The sequence below is a fragment of the Nocardia sp. NPDC059195 genome, from assembly GCF_042754695.1.
GTDB lineage: Bacteria > Actinomycetota > Actinomycetes > Mycobacteriales > Mycobacteriaceae > Nocardia.
The window spans coordinates 92675-117001 of sequence record NZ_JBHZBG010000020.1 but is presented as its reverse complement, the minus strand read 5'-3'; the positions used below and the strand labels follow the sequence as shown (position 1 = coordinate 117001).

21 protein-coding genes and 1 riboswitch are annotated in these 24327 nt (G+C 67.2%); of the genes, 7 read left to right on the top strand and 14 right to left on the bottom strand.

Annotation, left to right across the window (positions count from 1 at the left end; all coding sequences use genetic code 11):
- The first annotated feature begins 140 nt into the window (after window positions 1–140).
- From ACFXKN_RS23640 to tnpB, 4 genes are all read left to right on the top strand, one after another.
- Window positions 141–1358 carry a helix-turn-helix domain-containing protein gene (locus tag ACFXKN_RS23640; protein WP_378969936.1) on the top strand — a complete coding sequence of 406 codons (1218 nt, stop codon included), beginning with the start codon at window positions 141–143 and terminating at the stop codon, window positions 1356–1358.
- A 305-nt stretch (window positions 1359–1663) separates the two neighbouring features.
- The gene (locus tag ACFXKN_RS23635; protein WP_378969932.1) at window positions 1664–1804 is read left to right on the top strand and encodes a hypothetical protein; all 141 of its coding nucleotides are present in this window, start codon (window positions 1664–1666) and stop codon (window positions 1802–1804) included.
- Window positions 1805–1839: 35 nt separating this feature from the next.
- Window positions 1840–2349 carry a hypothetical protein gene (locus ACFXKN_RS23630; protein ID WP_379433830.1) on the top strand — a complete coding sequence of 170 codons (510 nt, stop codon included), beginning with the start codon at window positions 1840–1842 and terminating at the stop codon, window positions 2347–2349.
- A gap of 307 nt (window positions 2350–2656) precedes the next feature.
- Window positions 2657–4138, top strand: a complete 1482-nt coding sequence (gene tnpB, locus ACFXKN_RS23625) for an IS607 family element RNA-guided endonuclease TnpB (RefSeq protein WP_379433829.1) — start codon at window positions 2657–2659, stop codon at window positions 4136–4138.
- A 78-nt stretch (window positions 4139–4216) separates the two neighbouring features.
- Here the strand turns inward: tnpB and ACFXKN_RS23620 are convergent, their stop codons facing one another.
- Window positions 4217–5794 (bottom strand): DHA2 family efflux MFS transporter permease subunit, encoded by a 1578-nt coding sequence (locus ACFXKN_RS23620; protein WP_379433828.1) that lies wholly within the window; start codon window positions 5792–5794, stop codon window positions 4217–4219.
- Window positions 5795–5878: 84 nt separating this feature from the next.
- On the opposite strand from ACFXKN_RS23620, the gene ACFXKN_RS23615 reads away from it, so the two are divergent.
- Window positions 5879–6361 (top strand): MarR family winged helix-turn-helix transcriptional regulator, encoded by a 483-nt coding sequence (locus ACFXKN_RS23615; RefSeq protein ID WP_379433827.1) that lies wholly within the window; start codon window positions 5879–5881, stop codon window positions 6359–6361.
- Between the two features lie 37 nt (window positions 6362–6398).
- Here ACFXKN_RS23615 and ACFXKN_RS23610 read toward each other — a convergent pair whose 3' ends face one another.
- The 12 genes from ACFXKN_RS23610 to ACFXKN_RS23555 all read right to left on the bottom strand — a co-directional run bounded on the left by ACFXKN_RS23610 (window position 6399) and on the right by ACFXKN_RS23555 (window position 20131).
- On the bottom strand, window positions 6399–7547 hold the full coding sequence (locus ACFXKN_RS23610) for an LLM class flavin-dependent oxidoreductase (RefSeq protein ID WP_379433826.1): 1149 nt from the start codon (window positions 7545–7547) through the stop codon (window positions 6399–6401).
- On the bottom strand, window positions 7544–8353 hold the full coding sequence (locus ACFXKN_RS23605) for a DUF1684 domain-containing protein (protein WP_379433825.1): 810 nt from the start codon (window positions 8351–8353) through the stop codon (window positions 7544–7546). Before ACFXKN_RS23605 ends, ACFXKN_RS23610 begins: the two co-directional genes overlap by 4 nt.
- The gene (locus ACFXKN_RS23600; protein WP_378969886.1) at window positions 8350–9717 is read right to left on the bottom strand and encodes an NtaA/DmoA family FMN-dependent monooxygenase; all 1368 of its coding nucleotides are present in this window, start codon (window positions 9715–9717) and stop codon (window positions 8350–8352) included. The genes ACFXKN_RS23605 and ACFXKN_RS23600 overlap by 4 nt, the downstream gene beginning before the upstream one ends.
- Window positions 9714–10880: an LLM class flavin-dependent oxidoreductase gene (locus ACFXKN_RS23595; RefSeq protein WP_379433824.1), complete on the bottom strand. Its 1167-nt coding sequence runs from the start codon at window positions 10878–10880 to the stop codon at window positions 9714–9716. The genes ACFXKN_RS23600 and ACFXKN_RS23595 overlap by 4 nt, the downstream gene beginning before the upstream one ends.
- On the bottom strand, window positions 10877–12568 hold the full coding sequence (locus ACFXKN_RS23590; RefSeq protein WP_379433823.1) for a dipeptide ABC transporter ATP-binding protein: 1692 nt from the start codon (window positions 12566–12568) through the stop codon (window positions 10877–10879). The genes ACFXKN_RS23595 and ACFXKN_RS23590 overlap by 4 nt, the downstream gene beginning before the upstream one ends.
- On the bottom strand, window positions 12565–13461 hold the full coding sequence (locus tag ACFXKN_RS23585) for an ABC transporter permease (RefSeq protein ID WP_379433822.1): 897 nt from the start codon (window positions 13459–13461) through the stop codon (window positions 12565–12567). Before ACFXKN_RS23585 ends, ACFXKN_RS23590 begins: the two co-directional genes overlap by 4 nt.
- A gap of 86 nt (window positions 13462–13547) precedes the next feature.
- The gene (locus ACFXKN_RS23580) at window positions 13548–14672 is read right to left on the bottom strand and encodes an ABC transporter permease (protein WP_379433821.1); all 1125 of its coding nucleotides are present in this window, start codon (window positions 14670–14672) and stop codon (window positions 13548–13550) included.
- A gap of 1 nt (window position 14673) precedes the next feature.
- Entirely contained in the window at window positions 14674–16287 is a 1614-nt protein-coding gene (locus ACFXKN_RS23575) for an ABC transporter substrate-binding protein (RefSeq protein WP_379433820.1), read from the bottom strand.
- The gene (locus ACFXKN_RS23570; protein ID WP_378969839.1) at window positions 16284–17354 is read right to left on the bottom strand and encodes an LLM class flavin-dependent oxidoreductase; all 1071 of its coding nucleotides are present in this window, start codon (window positions 17352–17354) and stop codon (window positions 16284–16286) included. Before ACFXKN_RS23570 ends, ACFXKN_RS23575 begins: the two co-directional genes overlap by 4 nt.
- A gap of 28 nt (window positions 17355–17382) precedes the next feature.
- Complete coding sequence (locus ACFXKN_RS23565) at window positions 17383–18345, bottom strand: ABC transporter substrate-binding protein (protein ID WP_378969834.1); 963 nt, start codon at window positions 18343–18345, stop codon at window positions 17383–17385.
- A gap of 32 nt (window positions 18346–18377) precedes the next feature.
- Window positions 18378–19139, bottom strand: a complete 762-nt coding sequence (locus ACFXKN_RS23560) for an amino acid ABC transporter ATP-binding protein (RefSeq protein WP_378969829.1) — start codon at window positions 19137–19139, stop codon at window positions 18378–18380.
- On the bottom strand, window positions 19136–20131 hold the full coding sequence (locus ACFXKN_RS23555; protein WP_378969822.1) for an amino acid ABC transporter permease: 996 nt from the start codon (window positions 20129–20131) through the stop codon (window positions 19136–19138). Before ACFXKN_RS23555 ends, ACFXKN_RS23560 begins: the two co-directional genes overlap by 4 nt.
- A 158-nt stretch (window positions 20132–20289) precedes the next feature.
- Window positions 20290–20384, bottom strand: a riboswitch (SAM riboswitch).
- Window positions 20385–20764: 380 nt separating this feature from the next.
- Here ACFXKN_RS23555 and ACFXKN_RS23550 point away from each other — a divergent pair.
- A complete protein-coding gene (locus ACFXKN_RS23550) occupies window positions 20765–21478 on the top strand; it encodes a hypothetical protein (RefSeq protein WP_378970013.1) in 714 nt (237 codons plus the stop codon).
- Window positions 21479–21535: 57 nt separating this feature from the next.
- Here ACFXKN_RS23550 and ACFXKN_RS23545 read toward each other — a convergent pair whose 3' ends face one another.
- Window positions 21536–22498 carry a GlxA family transcriptional regulator gene (locus ACFXKN_RS23545; RefSeq protein WP_378969817.1) on the bottom strand — a complete coding sequence of 321 codons (963 nt, stop codon included), beginning with the start codon at window positions 22496–22498 and terminating at the stop codon, window positions 21536–21538.
- A 191-nt stretch (window positions 22499–22689) separates the two neighbouring features.
- On the opposite strand from ACFXKN_RS23545, the gene ACFXKN_RS23540 reads away from it, so the two are divergent.
- Entirely contained in the window at window positions 22690–24222 is a 1533-nt protein-coding gene (locus tag ACFXKN_RS23540; protein WP_378969809.1) for an MFS transporter, read from the top strand.
- Window positions 24223–24327 lie beyond the last annotated feature (105 nt).

The following is a 24327-nucleotide window of genomic DNA, read 5'->3' as shown; positions in this document are numbered from 1 at the left end:
TTCACCGCAGGCAGCCCCCAGGAAGCCCTTGACTGCGCCTGCGATCTCTACCTCGGACACTGACCCCCGAACGACTTACGGGCGTGACCACTTAGACTGGACAGATCGCATTCCACGCCCGCCGTGAAGGGGTACGGAACATGGAAGATCAAGCGCCCATTGGGCTGCGGATCAAACGCCACCGCGAGCGCGCCGGCATCAGTCGGCCCGTGCTCGGCGATCGGATCAGCCGGTCCTCCGATTGGGTGAAGCAGGTCGAGAACGGTGTGCTGCAACCGCCGAAGCTGCCGATGCTGCTGGCCATCGCCGATGCCCTGGGCTTGGCCGACCTCGCCGAGCTGACCGGCAACGGCCACGCTGTCTCGGTGAATCTCTACGCAGGGGAGAAGCACGCGGCGCTGGGCGATGTCCAGGCCGCGCTCACCGATTTCCGGCGCCCGCTACCGGGACGCGTCCACAACATCAAGCACCTGGCCGAGCGGCTACGCCTGGCGTGGGAGGTTCGGCACACCAGCCCCGACCACCGCACCCAGCTCGGCGTCATCCTGCCGAGCCTGATTCGCGAGGCACAAGAGGCGGCCCGCGCACCAGGCCCCGGTCGACGGGAGGCACGTCGAGTCCTGGCCGGTGTCTACCAACTGGCCGACTTCTATGTGGCCTACCAGCGTGACGCTGCCCTGGTGTGGATGGTCGCGGACCGGGCGCTGGGGCAGGCATACGAAGCCGACGATCCCTACCTGATCGCCGCCTCCTCGTGGTCGATGGTGCAGGCACTGCGCGACTCCGGCCGATGGGAGGAGGCGCTGGCCCTGATCGAGTCGGGCACGGAGATCCTCGCCCCGTATCTCGATCGCGACGAGACCCCCGACGATTGGCGGGGGATCGCCGGTGCGCTGCAGGCTGAGGCCGCCCTGGTGCAGGGCCGCCGCGGGCGACATGGTGATGCGTGGGCGGCGTGGGATCGGGCCGATCGCTGGGCACAGCAGCTCGGCCCAACCTATCGGCATATCCAGACCAGCTTCGGGCAGGCGGTCCAGGGTGCGAACGCGGTCACGCTGGGCGTGGATCTGCGTCGGTCAGGTGAGGCGCTGCGGGCGGCCCGTGCGCTCGACGAGGACGCGATCGTGTCGGTGCCGCGCCGGTCCAGGCACTTGATCGAGGTGGCCCGCGCTTACAGCCAACGCGACGAGGACGCCGCGGTGCTGGCGCTGCTGGACAAAGCACAGAGGACCGCTCCGGAGACGATCTCGTTCAACGGGTTCGCCAAAGAACTTCTGCTCGGGTTGTCCAAGCATCCGCCGACGGGGATGGGTCCGGATGTTCGGGAGTTGTGTCAGCGCGTTGGCGTGGCGGCCTGACCGCGCTATCCTGGTGCTCGGTCCGCGCATCCCTTCACGGGGGAGCGCGGACCATTCGCGTACTAGTCCGGTCATCACCGAATACCTTGGTGGCGGGCCAGACTCAGCGTCGTCGAAGATGCCACGTGCCCGGTCTGGCACCGCGCTCGATGGTTCGCTCGGTCGGTAGTGCTGCAGCGCTTGTACGAATCACGCCTCGCCAGTCCCGAGGATCGTGTGTTGTAGAGGGAAGCATCACGGTGAGGCCGGCCTGGTGCGGCGGCTGGTAACGTGGCCGCTGATCGACTGAGATACGGGGGGTTGTGGTGCAGATCGACTACGGGCAGGCACAGATCCAGGCGATGAATGACGCTGTCGCGGCGGGAACCTTGAAGCTCGACCCTGAAGCAGTGGACGACGTTGTGCGAGTTCTCGACCGGCTGATAGGGGAGCGCTACGAACCCTGAACGACCCCGAACTGCGGATCCTGTGTACCGGCCAGGTGCATGCCACCGGTAACCGGATCCGATGTCTGGCGGTAGCCGCCGGGGACTACGGCGTACTCCTTCACCAATTACCCGGGGCAACAATAGAATTCGGTGGAGCACTCGAACTCCTGGTCACGCGTCGGGCGAACCTCAGCCGCGGAATCGTCACTACCATGCCGTCCACGAGTGGTGGCCGAGTACAACGCATGATCGGCTTCACCCCACGAGTACGGGGTGAGGAACCGCCGACTTCGTACTTCGTCCAAGCCGACGGTAAGGATGTTGTCGAAACCCGCATCCGTGCGCTCCTGCGAGCTCCCCGCAGCGCCGAGGGGCACCTGTGCATCGAACTCGACGTTCGCGGCCGTCACAAGCTTCCGCCCCAATACTTGAACTGGATCGATATTCGCGACGGACATCGAGCGGCCGGTCGCTACTTGGTCGACGTCGACAACGACACCGTGGTTACCCCGGCGTCGGACTCCTATATCGCCACCGAGTTGATCCAGCGCGCCCGACTCTGACGTCAGGCATCGCCGACAATTATGGTGGTCGCCGCCCGTCAGTCTGATCGGCTATAGGGGACTCCACCGGTCAGCAAGAATATCGGCCACACCTGCTCGAAGTGTGAGTGACATAGAAGTATGTTGAAACTGAGCCACATGGCTACTTGTCAGCGAACCGAACGTATGTTTGAATCAATCTGTGAATCCGTTGGGGTGGAAGACGATCGGATGCCGGTGTCATACCTCCGGCTTGACGCCCTTCGTGGTTGGGCACCGTGCCGTTATCGCCACCGAATCCGCCGCCGATACATCGGTGGGGTAGCCGGTGGCGAGGTTCGAGGTTCCCGACGGATGGACGGTGCAGGCGTATCGGTTCGCGTTGGACCCGACGCCGACTCAAGAGCGTGCGATCCGATCGCACTGCGGGGCAGCGCGGTTCGCTCACAATCACATGCTAGCGCTGGTGAAATCAGTTATCGGCCAGCGGGCCGCGGAACGCTCCTACGGTGTGTCCGACGACGAATTGACCCCCGCGCTGGGCTGGAGTCTGGCGGCGTTGCGCAAAACGTGGAACGCCCGCAAGGGCGCGGTCGCGCCATGGTGGTCGCAGAACTCGAAAGAGGCATACAACAGTGGGTTAGACGGCCTTGCAAGGGGTTTGGACGCCTGGTCCAAATCGCGGGCAGGTAAGCGGGCAGGCGCCGAAGTCGGGTTTCCTCGCTTCAAGTCCAAGCATCGCGCGGTGAACTCGGTCAGGTTCACCACCGGCGCTATCCGAGTGACCCCCGATCGACACCACGTCGTCCTGCCGGTGCTCGGCACGATCCACACCCACGAATCCACCCGCAAACTGGCGCGTCGGGCCGAGGCCGGAGCCGCGCGGATTCTTTCCGCGACAGTCAAATACGAGGGCGGGCGCTGGTATTGCGCGTTTCAGGTGATCGTCGAAGGCAAGCAGCGGTCCGCGCATGATGCCAAGCCGGTGTACCCGATCGTGGGAATCGACGTCGGAGTCAAAGACCTGCTCGTCGTTGCGGCACCAGACGGCACAGAGATCGAGCGAGTGGTGGCGCCGAAACCACTCACCGCCGCGCAAACGAAGCTGCGGGTGTTGCAATGCAAAGCCGCCCGACAGCAGGGCCGTTGGGAGCAGAGAACCGAAACCCGGCTGGACCCGTCGAAAAGATGGCTACGCACCCAATACCGGATCTCGAAAGCTCATGCCCGCGTGGCGAACATCCGCCGCCATGAACTCCACACCGCCACCACGAGACTCGCCCGCAATCATGACGTGATCGTGGTCGAGGACCTTAACGTCGCGGGAATGTGCCGGGGTGGCGGTACCTACAAGCGCGGGCTGAACCGTGCCATCAGTGATGCCGCGCTCGGCCGGATACGAACCTTGCTCGGCTACAAGACCACCTGGAATCAGACCCGGCTCGTGACCGCGGATCGCTGGTTTCCTTCCACTCAAACGTGTTCGCGTTGTCAGGCGAAAACCAAGCTGGCGTTGCGCGACCGTGTTCACCACTGCCGTAATGGTTGCCCGGCGATTGATCGGGATACCAATGCGGCGATCAATCTCGCCCGCCTCGGCGAACCCACCAATACTGGTGGTGTATCGGGGACCGGTACCGGGAGTAGCCCGGCCGCCAGCGTTTCGGCTGGAGATGGACGTGGAGCTATCCGCAAGACCTGCCTCACCGATTCGGTGGGGAAGGCAGGAGGCGTTGAAGCGTCTACCTCGCACCACCAACGGTTGGTGGGTCAGACGGGGACTGTCTCTTCGCAAGGAGAGGCTGCCTAGAGTGGGTTGTTCTACAAACGGCCACGTTTCAGGTAACAGCCACGGAGCGAGTCCATGCCCCCTCGCATGGTGGTGCCGCTACTCGTGTTGTACGGGTTTGACGAATGTGGTGGTGGCCAAGGCGAGTACGAGCAGACCCGCGCACAGGTAGCTCGCCACCTCGATGCCCGCGGCCATGGCCGCGCGGGCCGCTTCCGCGATGGGCAGCGTGTTTGGGTTCTCGGCGAGGGCTCCGATCGCCGAACCCGCGCTGTCGGTCACGGTCGACTCCAATTGCCGCACCTCGGATTCGGGCAGCCCGACGTCGGTCAGGCGATCGCGCAGGCCGGTGCCGACCGTGCTGAAGTAGACGGTGGTGAGGACCGCGATACCCAGCGCCGATCCGAGTTCCCGTGCCGCGCTTTGAATTCCCGAGCCCTGGCCCGCGCTCTCGCCCGGCACATCGGCGAGCACGATATTGGTGACCTGGGCGGTGGCGAAGCCGACGCCGATGCCGTAGACGAACAGTGCGAGCGCGATCGACCACCAGCTGCTGTCCGCCGCGGCGAACAGGCCGAGCAAGGCCAGCCCGGCCGCTTCCAGCAGCAAACCGATCCTGACCTGTCCCAGCGCCGAGACCGAGGCCGTCAGTGCGAAACTCGCGCCACTGGCGACGAAACTGCCGATCGCCAGCGGCACCAGCGCGAGTCCGGCTTGCCATGCGGTGTAGTCGAGGGCGAATTGCATCCACAGTGGCAGCACCGCGATGATGCCGAACTCGCCGAGGCCGACGATCAGTGTCACCACGTTGCCCTTGCGGAACGAATCGATCGAGAACAGCCGCACATCGACCAGCGGTTCCCCGCCGGTGCGACCGAGCATCGCTTGCCTGCGCCAGCACAGTCCGAGCGCGAGTGCGGCACCGATGAACGCGATCAGCACCGGTGAAGGCCCACTGTGCCAGCCGAATTCACCGATACTCAGCGGCTCGGTCACCGTCAGCCACCCGTAATGCCGCCCTTCGATCATCGCGAACGCGAGGAGGCCGAGGCCGAGCGCGGACTGTGCGGCGCCGAGCCAATCGACGCGACCGACGTTCTTCGGTGCCGTGGGGAGATAGATCAGCACGGCCACCATGATCAGCGCGACCGCGGGGATATTGATGCCGAAGGCCCACCGCCAGGAGCAGTCGGCGAGCCGGCCGCCGAGCAGCGGGCCGACCGCGGCGGCCGCGCCGATCGTCGATCCCCAGATTGCGAAGGCTTGCCCGCGAGCCTTTCCGGTGAAGGTCGCGTTCACCAGGGCCAGCGAGGTCGGCAGGATCATCGCCCCACCGATGCCCTGCAGGAAACGGGCCGCGATGAGTAGACCGCCACTGGGTGCCAGCGCGGCGAGCAGGCTGGTGACGCCGAAGACGACCAACCCGATCAGGAACAGCTTGCGTGCGCCGTGGAGGTCGCTGAGCCGGCCTGCGACCAGCAGCAGCGCCGCGAAGACGATCGCGTACGACTCCTGGATCCATTGCGCCTGAATCGAGGTGATCGCCAGATCCTCGACAATCGGCGCGAGGATCACGTTCACGATCGTCAGATCGACCACGATCAACGCGACGCCGAGGGAGACGGCGATCAGCCCCAGCCACAAGCGCAGCGGTGGAGTCTCGGTTTCTGTCCGCACTATACCTCCGTCATGAAGTTACTTTATGGTGAAGGTAAATGTCGGGCGGTAAGTTGTCAATCGGGCGGTCGACGAGAGGACGAGATGGTGGAGCAGACATCCGGCGATGTCGCGATGCGGCGGCAGCGGCTCGCCGCGGGGCTCATCGACTACGGCGCGAGCTTCACCGAACTGGGCCGCCGATTCGCGGAAACTCTCGGCGTGCACTCCACCGACGCGTTCGCGCTGATGGAGATCGCCGCCGCCGAACAGGCCGCTGAGCCGCTGTCTCCCGCGCTGCTGAGCAAGCGGATCACCCTCACCTCGGGGGCGATGACGACCCTGCTCAACCGGCTCGAGCAGGCGGGATACATCACCCGCAGCCGCGAGCACTCCGACCGGCGGGTGGTGACCTTGCGGTGTAGCGAGAACGCGCGGCAGCTGGCCGACGAGTTCTTCCACCCGATCAATGCCGAGCAGGACGCGATCCTGGCCGACTACGACCCCGCCCAGCTCGCCGAGTTCGAGCGGCTGCTCGCGCGATTGCGCAGGGCGATGACGGTCGCACAGCCAGAAGGCGCCCCGTAGTCGAGTCGACGTGTCGGGGCGCCTTCATGGTTGGCGGTCAGGCGGCGCGGGCGGCTCGCTGTCCCCACGCGTCGGCCAGTAGGCGATGGGATTCGAGCCGGTCGGCGTGGTCGTGGGTGATGGTGGTGATCAGGAGTTCGTCTGCGCCGGTGACCTTTTGGAGGGCGTCGAGGCGCCCGACGGCGGTGCTGGGGGAGCCGACGATCTGGGAGGCCAGGCGGTCGTCGACCAGACGGAGTTGGTCGGCGGTGAGCGGGGACGCCGTGGCGGGGTCGAGGTATTCGGCCGCGCCGCCGCTGCGGATGCTGTGGACCCAGTGCCCGTAGGTGCTCGCGCGGTGGCGGGCGGTGTCGTCATCGGGTGCGACCACGACGTCGGCTGACACGATCACATGCGGTTCGGCCAGCAGTTCCGAGGGCTGGAACGCCGCCCGATACGCCGCGACCGCGTCCAGCGCGGTGCCCGGCGCGACATGGTAGGCCGCTGCGAACGGCAGTCCCAATGTGCCTGCGAGCTCGGCGCTTTCGCCCGCCGAACTACCGAACAGCCACAGCTCGGCATCGATGCCCTCACCGGGAACGGCGTGCAGCGCGACACCGTTGGCTGTGAAGTACCGGCCGTCGAGCAGCGCTTGGATCTCGGCCAGTTGTTCGGCGAAGTCCAGCGACTCCGCACCGGGTTGCTGCAAGGCCTCGGCCGAAGCGAGGAACTTCGAGCGATCGGTGACCCGGCGTGGATCGAACGGCGGCGGCACGACCACACCGTCACGCACCTCGGTGCGCCCGGTGACGGTGTCCAGCACCGGATGACCGCCCCTGGTGGTCGCCGCCGCTGCCCCGAACTGGCTGACACGGTGCCCCGACCGGCCAAGACCCAGGTCGAGTCGTCCCGGGTGCAGTGCGTCGACGGTGCCGAACGCTTCCACGATCGAGGCGGAGGTGTGGTGGCCCACCTGCACCGCGCCGGTCCCGACCCGGATGCGCGAGGTGGCCGCGGCGACCACACCGAGCAGGGTCAGCGACGACGAACTCGCCACCGAGACGAAATGGTGTTCGGCCAGCCAATATCGGCGATATCCCCACTGCTCGGCGTGCCGGGCGAGATCGACCGTATTGCGCAATGCCTGTGCGGCACTTGATCCTTCGCTGATCGGGGACAGATCGAGGATCGACAGCGGAATGCTCATAGCTTCGGATCCTGTTCTCCCGCTTCGATCGCCACGCGCAGCCTGTTCTCGCGTGGTGCCACCGGGCAGGTGGCGAAGTCGGTGAACGCGCACGGCAGGTTCACGGCCCGGTTGAAGTCCAGGGTGACGGTGCCGTCCGCGTCGACCGCGCCGATGGCGAGTGAGCGGGCGGCCGGGTAGGTGGTGACGCCGCTGGTGGCGTCGGTGAACAGCACCTTCAGGTCGTCGGGGGTACCGAAGGCGAGCAGCGCTTCGTGGCTGTCACCGAGCCGGAACTCGATGATTCCCGCGGCGTTGTGGTGGTGCTCGAGCCCGTCCACCACGGCGCCCGTGGTGACGGTGCGTGCCTGCGCGAACGCGGTGAAACGGCCGGTCACCACCCAGTGCGGGTCGGCCGGATAGGCCGCGACCCCGGTGAACGCGGTCAACGTCGGTGCGGCCGGATCGTGCACGCGCACCGCGTACTGTCCGGAGCGGCGGATCACCTCGAGGACCTTCTCCTCGTTGAGCACGCTCACCCCCGGCGCGCCCTCCACCGGCGTCACGATCTGCACGCCGCCGATCCGTTCGCCGTCCACATCGAGCCGGTCCGCGGGCTGCGCGGTGATGAACACCTTGTCGTCGGTGACCCACCAGGTGCCGGGGACGCCGTCCAAGCGCTGCGGGCTGTCGGTGAGCCAGTGCAGTCCGGCCAGGCTGAGCCAGCCGAGGGGGTCGCGCAGGCCGTCCTCGCGGGCATGGTGCCAGCGCGCCCAGTCGTCGGCGAATGTCGTGGTGGGGGTGTGGTTCTCGACGGTGATCGTCATGACGCGCGTGCTCCTTCGGCGACGGTGTGGTGGTGGGGGTGGCGCAGACCGAGGTGGTCGCGCAGGGTGGTGCCGGTGTACTCGGTGCGGAAGCTGCCGCGTTCCTGGAGTTCGGGGACCACCGTGTCGACGAACTCGTCGAGTCCGGCGGGTGTCAGGTGGGGGACGAGGATGAAACCGTCGGCGGCGTCGGCCTGCACGTAGTGGTCGATCTGCTCGGCGACCTCGGTCGGCGTGCCGATGAACTGCTGGCGGGCGGTGACCTCGATGATGAGTTCGCGGATGCTGAGGTTGCCCGCCTCGGCCTGCGCACGCCACGCTTTCGCCACGGCCAGTGGATCTTTCGTGTGCCGCACCCGGCCTCGGGTGATCTCGGCGGCGGCGTCCGGCTCGATATCGGGCAGCGGGCCGTCCGGGTCGTAGCCGGAAAGGTCACGGCCCCAGACCTGTTCGAGGAAGGCGATCGCGGTCTGCGGGCTCACCTGCTGGTAGCGGATGCCGCGGGCCCGCTCGTGGGCTTCGTCGGTGGTGTCGCCGAGGACGAACGTGGCAGCGGGCAGCACCAGTAGATCACCGTGTGCCCGACCGTATTTCGTCAATCGGCCCTTGACGTCGGCGTAGAACTTCTGGCCCGCCTCGAGGGTGCCGTGCCCGGTGAAGATCGCGTCGGCGGTCTTCGCGCCGAACTCGCGGCCTTCGTCGGAATCGCCCGCCTGCAACAACACCGGATGGCCCTGCGGGCTCGGCGGGACGACGAACGGTGCCGCGACGTCGAACTGCGAACTGCGGAACGTGGTTTCGGGCACCTCGCGGGCGAAGATCCCACGCGTCCGATCGATCACCAGCGAGTCGGTGGGCCAGCTGTCCCACAGCGCCCTGGTCGCGGCGACCACCTGGTCCGCCCGCCGATACCGCTCACCGTGCTCGAGGTAGCCGCCGCGCCGGAAATTCTCGCCGGTGAACGCATCCGAGGAGGTGACCACGTTCCACGCGGCCCGGCCGCCGGAGAGATGATCGAGCGAGGCGAACTGCTTGGCCACCTCGAACGGTTCGTTATAGGTGCTGTTGATGGTGCCCGCCAGCCCCAGCCGCTCGGTCACCGCCGCCACCGCGTTGAGCACGGTGAACGTGTCGGGCCTGCCGACCACATCCAGGTCGTGGATCTGCCCGCGATGCTCGCGCAGCCGCAACCCCTCGGCCAGGAAGAAGAAATCGAACAGGCCGCGTTCGGCGGTGCGCGCCAGATGCTCGAAGGACGCGAAATCGACCTGCGATTTCGACGCCGGGTCGGCCCAGACGGTGGTGTTGTTGACGCCGGGAAAATGCGCGGCCAGGTGGACTTGCTTGCGTGGTCTCGAGGTCATAGCGCTGCTCCTGTCGTGGCGTATCGGCTGAGTGGGCGGGGGAGGCCGAGGCGGTCGCGGAGGGTGGGGTGCGCCGGACTCGCCTCGGCGATTTCACCGGCGTCGACGAGCTGCCCCGGCTCGGTCTCGGTGTGGTGGGCGGTGAGAGCGGTCAGCGTGGCGTGCAGGGCCAGCGGTCGCAGGACCACCCCGTCGATGCCCGAACGAGTGATCTCCGCGAGCACGTCATCGAGTCCGGCGGCCGTGCCGACATGGTGGAGTCGATCGGTATCGAGGTGCGGCTGCGCGGCCCAGCCGTCGAGTTCTCCTACCTCGGTGTGCGCGTCGGCTACCGAATCCGACAGGTGCACAGGAAGATCCAGCAGGATCTGCACGGTGTCGGGGTCGCGGCCCGTGGCAGCGATGGCGGCGCGCAACGCAGTGCGGCGTTCGGTGGCGATGGGGAGATCGGTGGCGGTGATGCGGATGATGTCGGCGCGGCGGACCGCGACCTCGGCCGACTCGGGGTCGTCGGCGCGGACGGTCACGATCGGTTGGCCCTGGGGTGAGCGCGGGGTGATCGACGGGCCCTTGACCGAGAAGCTGTCGCCGGTGAAGTCGATGTAGTGCAGGCGGTCGCGGTCGATGAACCGGCCGGTGGGCACGTCGCGGATCTCGGCGCCGTCCTCCCAGCTGTCCCACAGCCGGGTCACCACCTCGACCGCTTCGTCGGCCTCGTGCCACAGCGACTGTCGATCCTGAATCTCCTTGCGACCGAACGCCTTCGCCTCCACGTCGGCGGTGGACACCGTCACCTCCCACCCCGCGCGGCCCAGGCTCGCGAAGTCGAGCGCGGTCACGGCCTTGGACGCGTGGAACGGTTCGGTGTGGGTGACCGGTACCTGGGGAATCAGGCCGATCCGGCTGGTCAGCGGGGCGGTGCGGGCGGCGATCGCGACGGCATCGAGCCTGCCGCGGGTCACGGCGGTGCCGCCGGCCTGGATGCCGAACGAGTCCGGCAGGAACACGGCGTCGAACCCGAGCTCCTCGGCCGCCGACACCACGGCCGTCCAGTAGCCGGCGGTGAACAGGTCTTCGGCGCCGGAATCGACGCGCCGCCAGGACGCGGGATGCGTTCCGGTGCCAACTGTTTCGATGCCGAGGAACAGTCCGTTCTTGCTCATCGGGTGAGGTCCTTTCCGTCGAGGGGATCGATCCGGGCGCCCGGCGCGGGAATCGCCGCGAGCAGCTCCCTGGTGTACGGGTGCTGCGGATCGGTGAACAGGGTTGCGGTAGGGCCGGTTTCGACGATGCGACCGTGGTGCATCACCGCGACGCGGTCGCTGATCCGGCGCACCACAGCCAAGTCGTGGGAGATGAACAGGTAGCCGAGGGCGAGTTCGGTCTGCAGGGTGTCGAGCAGGTCGAGGATCTGCGCCTGCACCGAGGCATCGAGCGCGGAGACCGGTTCGTCGAGCACCAGCAGGTCAGGGCGCAGGGCCAGCGCACGGGCGATCGCTACCCGTTGCCGCTGCCCACCCGACAGCTCGGCGGGTCTGCGCTTGGTGAAATCGGCTGGTAGCGCGACTTGTTCGAGTAGCGCGGTGACCCGTTTCGTGCGGTCGCCGACGCCATAGGCGCGCAAGGGTTCGGCGATGATGTCGGCGACTTCCCAGCGCGGATCCAGCGATGAGTACGGGTTCTGATACACCACCTGGAACCGCTTGCGCAGGGCGCGCAGCCGATTTCGGCGGACACTCGTGAGGTCGTGACCGTCGAAGGTGACCGTCCCGCTGTCTGCCTCGGTGAGCCGCAGTGCGATCCGGGCTGTCGTCGACTTGCCCGAGCCGGATTCACCGACCAGAGCGAGGGTTTCGCCACGATCGAGACTGAACTCGACATCATCGACAGCGGTGATGCTGCCCGCTCCCGCATGGAATCGCTTGTGCAGGCCATGAACCGACAGCAACGGTGTTTCCGCTCTGGGACGATGGGGCCGGAAGTCGCTGGGTGACAGCGCCGGGGACGCGGCGAGCAGCCGTTGGGTGTAGGGCTGTGCCGGGCGATTCAGCACCTGGGCGGTGGACCCGGATTCGACGACTTTGCCCTGGTCGAGCACCACCAGCCGATCGGCCCGCTCTGCGGCAACGGCCAGGTCATGGGTGATCAGCAGGACTGCCGTCCCGCGTGCCGCGATCCGCTCGGCCAGCCGATCGAGTACCTGCCGCGCCACCGTCGCATCGAGCGCACTCGTCGGCTCGTCCGCGATGATCAACTCCGGACCGCAGGCCAGTGCGATCGCGATCAACACCCGCTGCCGCTGCCCGCCGGACAGTTCGTGCGGATACTGCCGTGCCCGCAGTTCCGGCTGATCCAGCCCGACTTCCTCGAGCAGATCCAGGGCCCGCAATGCCGCCCCACGCCGGTCGGCCAGCCGATGCACCAGCAGCGCCTCCGCGACCTGATCACCCACCCGCAGTACCGGATTGAGCGACAGCCCCGGATCCTGTGGTACCAGCCCTACCCGCGCGCCGCGCAGCCGCTGTAGCGCCTTCTCGTCGCCCGGATCGACTCGTTCACCGTCGAATTCGACTCTGCCCGAAACGATCTGTGCCGAATCGCCGAGCAACCCGATCACCGCATGCGCCAGCGTCGACTTCCCCGACCCCGACTCACCCACGAGCGCGACGACTTCCCCGCGCGCCACCTCGACCGAGGCACCCCGCAGCGCGTCGACTGATCCCGCGCCGGTCCGATACGCGATGCGCAGATCCTCCACGCGCAGCAAGGGGCCTGCCGTCGCCGCTGTGCGTGGCGCCGCCACAGACCGACGCGCGGTGGGTAAATGTGTTCCGTTCGATGGGTTGCTCATCGCTGGCCGGTCCTTCCCGCGAAGCGGCCTAGATGCTGCGCCGACAGCACCACGGCGACGATGATGAGCCCGGGCAGGGTGGTCAACCACCAGGCCGACGCGAGGAAGTTGCGGCCTTCCGAGATCAGCGAACCCCACTCGGGGGTAGGCGGTTTGGTGCCGTAGCCGAGGAAGCTGAGCGAGGACACAGCCAGCACTGCCATGCCGAATTCGACTGCCGCCAAAGCCAGAACGGGCTGGAACGAATTGGGTAGTACGTGCCGAACGAGCACCGCGTACCAGCGCACACCGGATGCGTGCGCGGCCTCGACATAAGGAGCGTGGCGCACCCGCAGCACCTCCGAGCGCATCACCCTGGCGAAGTTCGCGATCAACGAGACACCCACCGCGACAGCCACATTGCGGGTGCCGAAGCCGAGCGCGGTGACCAGCGCCAGCGCGAGCAACAGTGACGGGATGGACAGCAGCACATCGACGACCCGCATGATCGCGGTGTCGACAAGGCCGCCCGACGCACCGGACAGCAGCCCCAGCGCCGACCCGACCACCACCGCGATCCCGACCGCGGTCAGCGTGGCGGTGAGCGAGAGCCCAGCACCGTGCACCATCCGCGTATACAGGTCGCGCCCGAGATTGTCGGTGCCGAACCAGTGTGCCGCGCTGGGTGCCCGGAACTTCTCCGCGGGCACCCCGGTCAGCGGATCACCGGAGGCGAACAGCGACGGCGCCGCCGCCCACCCGACGGCGATCGCGAGCACGACACCGGAGAGCACGAGCCCGAGGTGCCCGCGCGTCCAGCGGAGCATCCGCGCACCTCGATGACGGCGTGCGACGCCGGATGCCGCGACGGGTCGATCGGCGACCTTACTCCGTCGCACAAGAACGTCAACCATGTTCGCTCCCTTCGGTATCGGTGGTGCGAGTCCGGGTAGATCGCCGCGATGTGGTGGCGCCTGTGCCCGCCCCGCTCCTGCTGACATCAGGCATCGCGCACCGCCTTCGCTGCCGCTGGAGACGAGCCGCCCGCCGTTGTCGCGAGATCTGCGGTCGCCGCGCCGCTCGTTGCGACCGGTGGGGAGCTATCGGCAGGCGCGCTGGCCGGGGCCCCGGCCGGTCGACGGCGCCGTGTACCGGTGATGCGCGGATCGAGCAGCGGGTAGAGCAGGTCGACCGCGAGATTCACGCCGACGAAGATCAGCGCCGAGAGCAGCACCACGCCCTGGACGACAGGGATGTCCTGGTTGAGCACGGAGGTCTGGGTGAGCCGGCCGACGCCCGCGCGGGCGAACACCGACTCCACCACTACCGACCCCGCGAGCATGGTGCCGACCAGCACGCCGGCGATCGTGAAGGCGGGCACACTCGCCAGACGGGCGATGTGGCGTCGCTGCACCCACCCGCGCGAGGCGCCCTTGGCCAGTGCCACGTCGGTGAACGGCTGACGCCAGGTCTGTTCCAGCCCGGCCGCGAGCACCTGGGCGAGCACCGCCCCGATCGGCAAGGCCAGGGTCAGCGCGGGGAGCAGGGTCCCGCGCAAGCCGGTCCCACCGAAGGCGGGGAACCAGTGCAGCCGAAAAGAGAACAGCTGCAACAGGAGTAGGCCGGTCCAGAATGTCGGCACCGAAACGCCCAGTGGCGGTAGCGCGCTCAGGGTGTTGCGTAGCCACGGCCGACGCGTGTACGTAGCGGCGAAGGCCAGAGCCGTACCACCGATCATCGCGAAAAGCAGTGCGAGAGCAGCCAGTCCGAGCGTGGGCGGTAGTGAGTCACCGAGCGCTTCGGTAACGGGCTGACCGGTGTTGATGGAGCGGCCCAGATCGCCGGTGATGGCATTCCCGAGCGCGGTCACATACTGCTCCCACAGCGGCTTGTCCAACCCGTAGCGAGCCTGCAGTTCGGCGATGGCGGCCTGGTCGACAGGCGTACCGGCACCGGCGGTGTCGGCCGCCATCGACACCGGATCGGCGGGCAGCAGGTACAGCACCACGAACGAGATCGTGAACGCCGCCCACAGCACCCAGATCGCTTGCAGCACCCTCGAACCCAGATAACGCGGTAGGTCGCCGACCACCACCCGCCCCCGCTGACGGACCAGCCCACTCATGTCAGCGCCCGCTCAGCCAGGTGTCGAAGAATTGCAGGCGCGCCGAGGCCTCGAACTTCAGGTCCTGGGTGTGCGCGGCCGCACCGATCGCCTGGGAGAGCTCGATCGTGGGGACGGAGAGCCCGTTGTCGAGCACCTGCCGCTGCGCGGCTTCGAGCAGCTTCACCCGGGCGGCCGGATCGTTGGTAGCCAGCTGACTGTCGAGGGTCTGATCGAGCTCGGGAATCGGGCCACGCGCGTTGATATTGCGACCGGCGAGACCGAACGACGTGCGCAGGATGTCGCCGTCGGCGCGGGTGGAATTGCCGTAACCGGCGTCGACGTCCTTCGCGTTCTGCCGGGCGATGGCCTCCGGGGTGGACACGAGATCGAGTTTCAGCTCGACACCGACCTGGCGCAGTTGCTGCTGCGCCAGTTCCAGAATCGCCTGATTGCCCGCGAACACCTGGCTGAACGTCACCGCGAAGCTCAGTCGCTCACCGCCTTTGGCCCGGATGCCGTCCGGGCCCGGCAGCCAACCCGCCTGCTCGAGGATCGACTTCGCCTTGGCCGGATCGTAGGAGAGCCTCGCCGACTGATCCAGATACCCCGGGGTCGCCGACGCCAGGCTCGAGGTCGCCGGCTTGAACTGTGGACCGAGCACGGTCTCGACGAGCTGCTTGCGATCGATCGCGGGCAGTAGTGCCTGCCGGACCGCGGGATCCCGCAGGGGGCCGCGAGTCACGTTGAGGGTCAAGCCGAACGGGGTGCCGGGGTTCGATGTCGACAGGATCCGCCCGCCGACGGCCTCGATCTGTGGCGCGTCCTGGGGCAGCGCGTCGCTGACCGCGTCCAGCTGACCGGAGGCCAGGCTGCCGGTGCGCACACCCGATTCGGGGACGACGGTGAACTCGATCCGATCCAGGTACGCCTCACCCTGGTGGCCGAAAACGGCGGAGCCCCAGTGGTATCCGGCGCGCTTGGCCAGCGTCACCGAGGTGTCCTGCTTGTAGGCGGCGTAGGTGAACGGCCCGCTGCCGATATTGTCACCCGCGCACCTGGCCTCGGCCGGTTTGGCATTGGTTGACTGCGCCAGGATGCCGAGCTGCGCGGTCGAGGACGCTTGCAGGAACTGGGCGTTCGGCGCACTGAATTCGACACGGGCGGTGAGCTTGTCAACCGCCGTCGTTCCCACATAGCCGGTCAGGTAGCTGGCTCCCAGCTGCGCCTTGGCGGCACCGAGCGCGACGACCGCGTCGAAGGTATCGCGCACCGAGTCGGCGGTGAGCGCGGTGCCGTCGCTGAAGGTGACGCCGTCGGCGAGCGTGAAGGTGAACACCTTGGCGTCGGGACTGACCTCCCAGCTCTTGGCCAGCCACGGGGTGATCGCACCGGTCTTCGGGTCCTGATCGGTCAGCGAGTCGACGATCTGGCGGGCCACATAGATGGTCTGGTTGGTGCCCGACTGCGCCGGATCCGAGCAGGTCGGCGCCCCGGAAAGCCCGTAGCGCAACGTGCCGCCGGGATGCGGCGGACCGGCCTGACCACCGGAGCCCCCGGTGTCGCTGCCACACGCGACGACGGTGGTGGCGGCGGCGAGTACGCCCGCGAGAGCAGCAAGACGATGTCGGATCACGAGGTAACTCCAGAGAATTGACGGCCGGCGGCCAGGGGACGGCTCGGAATACGGCGGCGCAGCTCGGGCGCCACCTCGGCCTGGAACAGCTCGAGGCTGCCCAGATAGTCGGATTCGGTGCGGCCGTCACGTTCGGCGGACAGGTGGATGACCTCGTGCCCGAACTGCTCGTGATAGCGGCCGACCTTGTCGATCACCTGTTCCGGACTGCCGACCAGCGCCGACGAGCGGGCGAGGAAATCTTCGACGGTCTCGAACACGACCGGATTGCCGACCTTGCGCTGCAATGCGGTGCGTGCCTGGTAGAGCGGGCGAAACACCTCGATGGCTTCCTGCGAGGTCCGCGCGACGTGGAAGCCCGCGGTCCCCGCCCCGACCAGCGCATCGGCCGGGTCGTGACCGTAGTGCGCCCACCGTTCGCGGTAGTGCCGGATCAGCTCGGCATACGGCTCGATCGGGTTGGTGACATTCGCCGAGAACACCGGATCACCGTGGCGCGCGGCCAGTTCCACCGACTCCTTGCTCGTCGCGCTGCCGTGCCAGATCCGCAACCGCGGCTGTAGCGGTCGAGGCAATGCCTTGGCCGCGGTGAGCGAGGGCCGGAACTGCCCCGACCAGGTCACCTCCTCGCTGTCCCACAGCGCCCGAAATAGTTCGTACCCTTCACGATTGCGGTCCCATTGGTCCTCGGTGGTGACGTGATAGAGCTGCGCCTGCGCCGCGCCGTTGCCCTTGCCGATGATCAGCTCGAGCCTGCCCTCGGACAGGTTGTCCAGGGTGGAATAGTCCTCGAACGCGCGCACCGGATCGAGCAGGCTCAACGTGGTGACCGCGGTGAACAGGCTGATCCGCGAGGTCACCGCCGCGAGATGGCTCAGCACCACCGGGGGAGCGGCGGAGAGGAACGGATCCTCGTGCCGCTCACCGACAGCGAACCCGTCGTAGCCGAATTCCTCGGCGCGCCTGGCCTGTTCAACCACCCCGTGCAGGCGATCGCGGGTCGTGGGAACCACGCCGGTGACCGGATCGGGTACCCGGGTGATCAGCGTCATCAGCAGGAATTTCATGCGCGGACTCCTAGCTTCTCGAATGACCTCATGCGGCAGGCTTCTTCGGCAGACCGGGCGGGTTGATCCGCGACTCGGTGACCTTCTCCGAATCCAGGCCCCAGCGATCGAGGACCTTCTGGTAGCTGCCGTCGGCGATGGCATCGACCAGCGCCTTGTGCACGGCGGCATTGAGACCGCTGTTCTTCTTGGTGAGCACCGCGATCTCGCCCTGCAGTGCCTCACCGGCGCCGGAGAAGGTGGCGATGAGCTTGGTCTCCCCGGTCGTCGTCGAGTGGTAGACGCCGGTAGGGTTCGGGCCGATGTAGCCGTCGAGACGTTTCGAGGCGAGCGCGAGGTAGTAGTCGGTGACCTGCTGGTAGTAGGCGATGTCGATCGGCGCCAGCCCTTCGGCGACGTTCTGCTCATTCCACTTCACCAGCAGCTGTTCCTGGTTGGTGCCCGCACCCACACCGATTCGCTTGCCCACCAGACTCTTTCGGTCGGTAAAGACGAGCGGGCTGTCCTCGGTCACCTCGAGCGCGACATTGTCCTTGCGGTAGGTCGCGAAGTCGTACTTCTCCTTGCGCTCCTCGGTGACCGTGACGTTGGAGATGAACGCGTCCACCTCGCCGGAATCGACGCGCACGAAGTTCTGCGACCAATCCGCCACCTGCGCGACCAGCTTCAGGCCGAGTTTGTCGGCCACCAGACTGGCGAAGTCGATTTCGGATCCGACGAGGGTCTTGTCATCGGTGGCATAGAACCGCAGCGGGGGCGCGGAACTGCCAGATCCGGTCACCAGGAGGGTGCCGCGATCGCGAATCGCCTGCGGCACTTCGGCGGCGATCGCATCGACCTTCGCCACTCGCACCCTGCTCTCCTGGGTGGGTGAGAGGTCGAAGGTGACCGATCCCGCCTGGACGGTCTCGGCGGATTCCGGATCGGCGGTGCAGCCGGTGGTCAGCAGCGTGGCCGCCGAGATGATGCCGATCAGCGTGGAGAGTTTCATCGGTGTCGAAACCTGTTCGTGGGAAGGGATACTCAGCGCACGCGCGACAGGAACGCCTGCGTGCGTGGATGTTCGGGGCGGTCGAGAACGGTGGCGGCGTCGCCTTGCTCGACGATCTGTCCTTCGTCGAGGAACACCACCGTGTCGGCGACCTCGCGGGCGAACCCGATCTCGTGGGTGACGATCACCAAGGCGGTGCCGCCGTGCGCGAGATCGCGGATCACCGCCAGAACCTCGCCGACCAGTTCCGGGTCGAGCGCGGAGGTGGGCTCGTCGAACAGGATCAGGCGCGGCCGCAAGGCCAGAGCACGGGCGATGGCGACGCGCTGCTGCTGGCCGCCGGAGAGCCGGCGCGGGTAGGCGTCGGCGAAATCGGCGAGGCCGACCCGGTCGAGGAGCTGTTTCGCCTCGGCGATCACCTCGCCGCGTGGGCGGCGCTGTGCCGAGATCGGGGCGAGCACGACATTGTCGAGCACCGTGAGATGCGGGAACAGGTTGAACTGCTGGAACACGAAACCGATGTGGCTGCGCTGGGCGCGCACCGCATGGTCGGGCAGCGGGCGCAGGGTGTTGCCGCGTTGCCGGTAGCCGATCAGCTCACCGCCGATGTGCACCGTGCCCGCGTCCTGCGCCTCGAGGTGGTTGAGCACTCGCAGCAACGTCGACTTACCCGACCCGGACGGGCCGATCAGCGCGACCACTTCGCCCGTGCGCACCGCCAGGTCGACGCCACGCAGCACCTCGGTACCGCTGTAGGACTTGCGAATTCCTCGTGCCTGCACCGCTGCGCTCATCTGGTGGCTCCTCGGGGTACGGCGGCGATCTCGGTGACCTTGGTGCGGACCCGCTGCCACGGTGTCGGCGGCAACTCACGCTGCGCGCCCTTGGCGTAATGCCGTTCGATGTAGAACTGGACGATCGTCAGCGCGGTGGTGAGCACGATGTACCAGGCCGTGGCCACCATGAGCAGCGGCACCACCCGGCCGTTGCGGCCGAAGATCACCTGTACCTGGTAGAACAGCTCGGCGATCGCCATCACCGACACGATCGAGGTGCCCTTGAACAGGCTGATCACCTCATTGGCCGCGTTCGGCAGAATTGAGCGCATGGCCTGCGGCAACACGATCGTGCGAAACTGCCGCCAGCGCGGAATGCCCAGCGCGGCAGCCGCTTCCAGCTGGCCGCTGTCGACGGCGAGCAAGCCCGCCCGGATCAGCTCGGCCGAGTACGCCGCCTGATGCAGGGCCAGACCGATCACCGCCGCGGTGAAACCGCTGATGACACCGTTGACTTCGAAATCGAAGAAGGCCGGACCGAACGGAATGCCCACGGACAGGCGGGGATACAGGTAGGCGATGTTGAACCAGAACAGCAGCTGCACGATCAGCGGGATCGAACGGAACGCCCAGATGTAGGTCCAGGCGATCACCCGCAGCACAGGATTGTTCGATACCCGCCCGATCGCCAGCAGGGTGCCGATGGCGAAACCGAGAACGGTGCCCCACAGGGTCAGCTCGATGGTCACCCGGAGCGCGGCCAGCACCGACTTCGCGGTGAAGTACTGGGCGAAAGTGCCCCAGTCCCAACCCGGATTGGTGATCAGACCGTGCGCGAACTGGGCCACCACCACCAGCGCGACCGCCGCGACGACCCACCGCCACGGGTGCCACGATCCGGCGATCCGGGGAAGGTCGGTCGCCTCGGCGGCGGATATCGGCTCAGCGGGGGGAACATCGCCCGGCGGTGCGGGCGCGGTCTCGGCGCCGGATACGGCGGACGCGGTCATGGGAGTCCTTCGGAAAACAGTGGAACGAGGCGCGGTGACCTCCACCCGGCCAGCTACGGGTTCGCGATCTGGCGGCGCTCAGGCTCGACATGCCGTCGCTGTCACCCGGCACTGGTCGATATGTCGGCGGCGATATCCCACAGTCATCACAACGATCTCCTCCATCGATCCCGGCAGAAGCACCCGCACCCCTGAACGGGGCGGGTTGCTGCGACGTCGTAGAGCCAGGTCTCTCGGTCGCTCTGGATGGTTGTGCCCCGGCTGTCTGGCCCGAGCTGAATCAGCATGTGGCACAGGCGTGACTGCGCACAACGGTAGAAATCAGCGTGAGCGCAGAGCTTGGAACCGGCAGGGGGTACCGGCATACTTGCCCCGGTTCGGTGTGGTCAACGGCCTGCGCGGGCACTGGTCGGACGCGATTGTGGAGGCCGGGTGACCGGCAACTTTCTGGGTTGGCGGTCCTGGGGCCGGCGCCTTCGTCGCAAGGCTGAATACCGGGCCGCGGACAGGTACCGGTGGGTTCGCTGCGAGATTGCGACGCGCCGAACGGCCGGTTACTTCACCTGTCCGGATTCACCTACCGCACGCGGTAGCGTCGGCCTTCTCTGCGTCGATGAGGAGTACGTCGTGATCATGCCGCGTCGTTCCACCACACTGACCGCGCTGACGGCCTGCGCCGCCACGCTACTGCTGGCCGCCCCACCGGTCGCCGCCGAACCGGCCGCGCCGGTGACACCCGTCGTCACCCGGGACGCACCGAACGCCACGCCCGCCGCGGGTCCGGGAGATCTCCTCGGCGCCTATCAAACCGTGGTCGAGACGCTGAAAGCCATGGGTATCCAGCCTTTCCTCTACCCCACGGTCGCCGCGAACTGCACAGGTGACGGCACCGGCCTGGTCCCCGCCGTCGCCGGTGCGGTGCCGGGCCCGTGGCCGGCGAACACCCTCCCGATCCCCGGCCTCGACCTCTCGGCCGTGAAATCCGGCCAAACCCTGTTCACCTTCCTGCCCTACGGCCTCGCCCCCGACACCGCCGCCACGAAAACCTCCGGCATGCAGGTGGCCTGGCTCAATATCAGCACCGGCCGCGGCGGCATGGCTTCGATGGGCCCGATCGCCGACATCGTGCGCGCCATGGTCCCGCCCGAGGTCCCCGCCGAACTGCGCCCGCTCGCCGAAACCGCCATCCGCGACTTCCTCTTCGCCGCCATCCCCGTCGGCGGTGTCCGCGCCGTCCCCGTCGACACCGGCCGCGGCACCGTCTTGGCCGCCGTCTTCGGCACCACCGACAACGCAGGCCGCTCCTGCTTCTTCTTCCCGACCATCGGCATCACCGAGGTCGCCTGAAACTGGCCGGTCAGCGTTGGGCTCAGCGGTAGCCGTTTCAGGACGCACCACGTCGAGTCAGTGCCCAGCGGTCGATCGACTGGTCTGGAAGGCGGCTCGGTAGGCGTTGGGGGTGGTGCCGGTGATCCGTTTGAAGCGGTCCCGAAAGGCGGTGGGGGAGTGGAATCCCACCTGTCCCGCGATGCGTTCGACAGGGTGATCGGAGGTTTCCAGCAGATGCTGCGCCTGACGTACCCGGGCCCGTAGGAGCCATTGCAGCGGTGTGGTGCCGGTCTGCTCGCGGAAACGCCGGTTGAGTGTCCGGGTGCTCATCCCGGAATGCTCGGCGATGTCTTCGAGAGTGAGCTCGGCGGCCGAGTTCTCCTGCATCCAGTGCAGCACTGGTTCGAGCGTGGAGCCACACGGTGTCGGTGGGCGGTCATGGACGATGAACTGGGCTTGGCCGCCCTCGCGCTCCAGCGGCACCACTGCGAGGCGGGCCGCGTCCGCGGCGACCGCCGACCCGTAGTCGCGGCGAATCATGTGCAGGCACAGATCCAGACCAGCGGATGCGCCCGCGGAAGTGAGGAATTGGCCGTTGTCGACATACAGCACATCCGGGTCGACCTCTATCGACGGATAGCACTCGGCCAGCGCGTCGGTGGCGCGCCAGTGCGTGGTGGCGCGATGTCCGTCGAGTAGCCCGGTGGCGGCCAGGACGAACGCGCCGGAACAGATCGAGGCGATCCGGGTGCCGTCGGCCGCGGCCCGCCGCAAGGCGGCGGTCACCTCGTCCGGGATCGGCGCGGTGGGCTCGGCACAGCCGGGCAGCACGATCGTGTCCGCCTCGGTCAGTGCGTTCAGGCCCCATGGTGATTGCAGGACGAATGTCCCGGCGTCGACGGTGGGAGTAGCGGCGCAGACGCGGACTCGGTACGCCGCTCGGCCGTCGGGCAGCCGGGTTTGCCCGAATGCCTCGATCGGCGTGGACAGATCGAAGGGAATGACCTTGTCCAAGGCCAGGACAGCCACCGTATGCATGGCAATAGGCCAGGCGTAGTGGGCAAATACTGCCAGGCGTTCAGCGGGTTGATATTCATATATGTGCAGGTGAAGGCATTGGCTGGAATCCGTTGGAAGCTGGCAATCCAGCCTGTTCCGGAGTTCCGGGGGGTTTCGTTAGCGTTAGCGCTCGGTCGAAGAGCAGACACTCGAACCGAGACAGGGAAATCATGGTTTCGCACCGTCAACCGAGTCAGGTTGAACCGCCTCATATCGACTCGACGCCGGCCGACCCACGACGCTGGATCGCCTTCGCGACCACGCTGGCGGCCGGCTTCATGGACCTACTCGATGTCACCATCGTCAACGTCGCGGTGCCGACCATTCAGGAAGACCTCGGTGCCCAGTACGCCCAGATCGAATGGATCATCGCCGCCTATGTGCTCGCCTTCGCCGCGATCCTGATCACCGGTGGGCGACTCGGCGACCTCTACGGCCGCAAGCGAGTCTTCCTGGCCGGAATGGTGTTCTTCACGGTGGCGTCGGCGGCGTGCGGACTGAGCGCCGGCCCGGCCATGTTGATCGCCTCCCGATTCCTCCAGGGCCTGGCCGCGGGCCTGATGGTGCCGCAAATTCTCGCGATCCTCCGGGAGTCGTTCCCCGAACGGGAACGTGCCAAGGCAATCGCTGTGTACAGCGCGGTGTGCGGTCTGCTGCTGACCTATCCGCTCACCGAGGGCCGCCGCCTCGGCTGGCCTGCATGGACTTTCGCCATGATGGCGGCGTCGGCGGTGGCGGTGGTGGCCCTGATCAGCTACGAACGCAGACGCCGACGCATCGATGGATCGCCACTGATCGACCTCAGTCTCTTCCAGTCACGTCCGTTCACGCTCGGTCTTGTCAGCTGGCTCTTGTTCTGGATCTGTTTCGGCGGTTTCTTCCTGGCATGGACGCTGCTCATGCAGGCGGGGCTGGGCTGGTCGCCCCTGCGCGCCGGGCTCACCTCGCTGTTCTTCGCGGTCGCTACCGGGGTCGGTGCGGGTACTTCGGCCAGTGTGTTGGCACCCCGGTTCGGTAGACGTGTCCTGGTCACCGGCGGACTCGTCACCGGTGCCGGATTCGTCGGCTATGGCGCTCTGGTTCAGCACTACGGCCAGGCGACGACGACGTGGCAGATGATGATTCCGCTGGTCGGCATCGGCATCGGATTCGGATTCGTGGTCGCGCCGACCATCGACCTGGTGCTCGGTCAGGTACCCACCCGCGCCGCCGGAGCGGCCTCCGGATTGCTCAACACCGGACAGCAGCTCGGAATCGCGCTCGGTGTCGCGCTTGTCGGGATCGTCTTCTTCACCCAACTGGATCACGATTCCGCGCGGGGTGCCGACGAGGCGGCGGCACGAGTGCGGACCGAACTCGCCGCACAAGGTCTGCCCGGCCCGGTGCAGGCTGATATAGCCGCCGGATTCCGAGCCTGCGTCCGCGATCGATCGGCACAGGTCGATCCCACCGAGGAACCGGAAAGCTGCCGGGTAGCCGCTGCGGCCGATCCCTCCGTGACCCGCGTGCTCACCGAGGCAGGCGAGCATGCCAATGCGCTCAACTTCGCCAATACCTTCCGCTACACCCTTTGGTATGGCGCGGGCATCATGCTCCTGCTGTCCTTCGGCTTCCTCGCGCTGCCGAGGAACGCGAAACTCGTCCGCGAGGGACTCGAAATAGCTGGTGCGACAACGGAATTGAAGGAGGCAGCGAAGTGGTAGAAGCGCGGGCGCAGCAGATAATGCCATGCCAGCCAGCGGACTTTCTCGAATTCGCGATGGACGTGGAACGATACGCCGAGGTCGATGACAAAATCGGCCGATTCG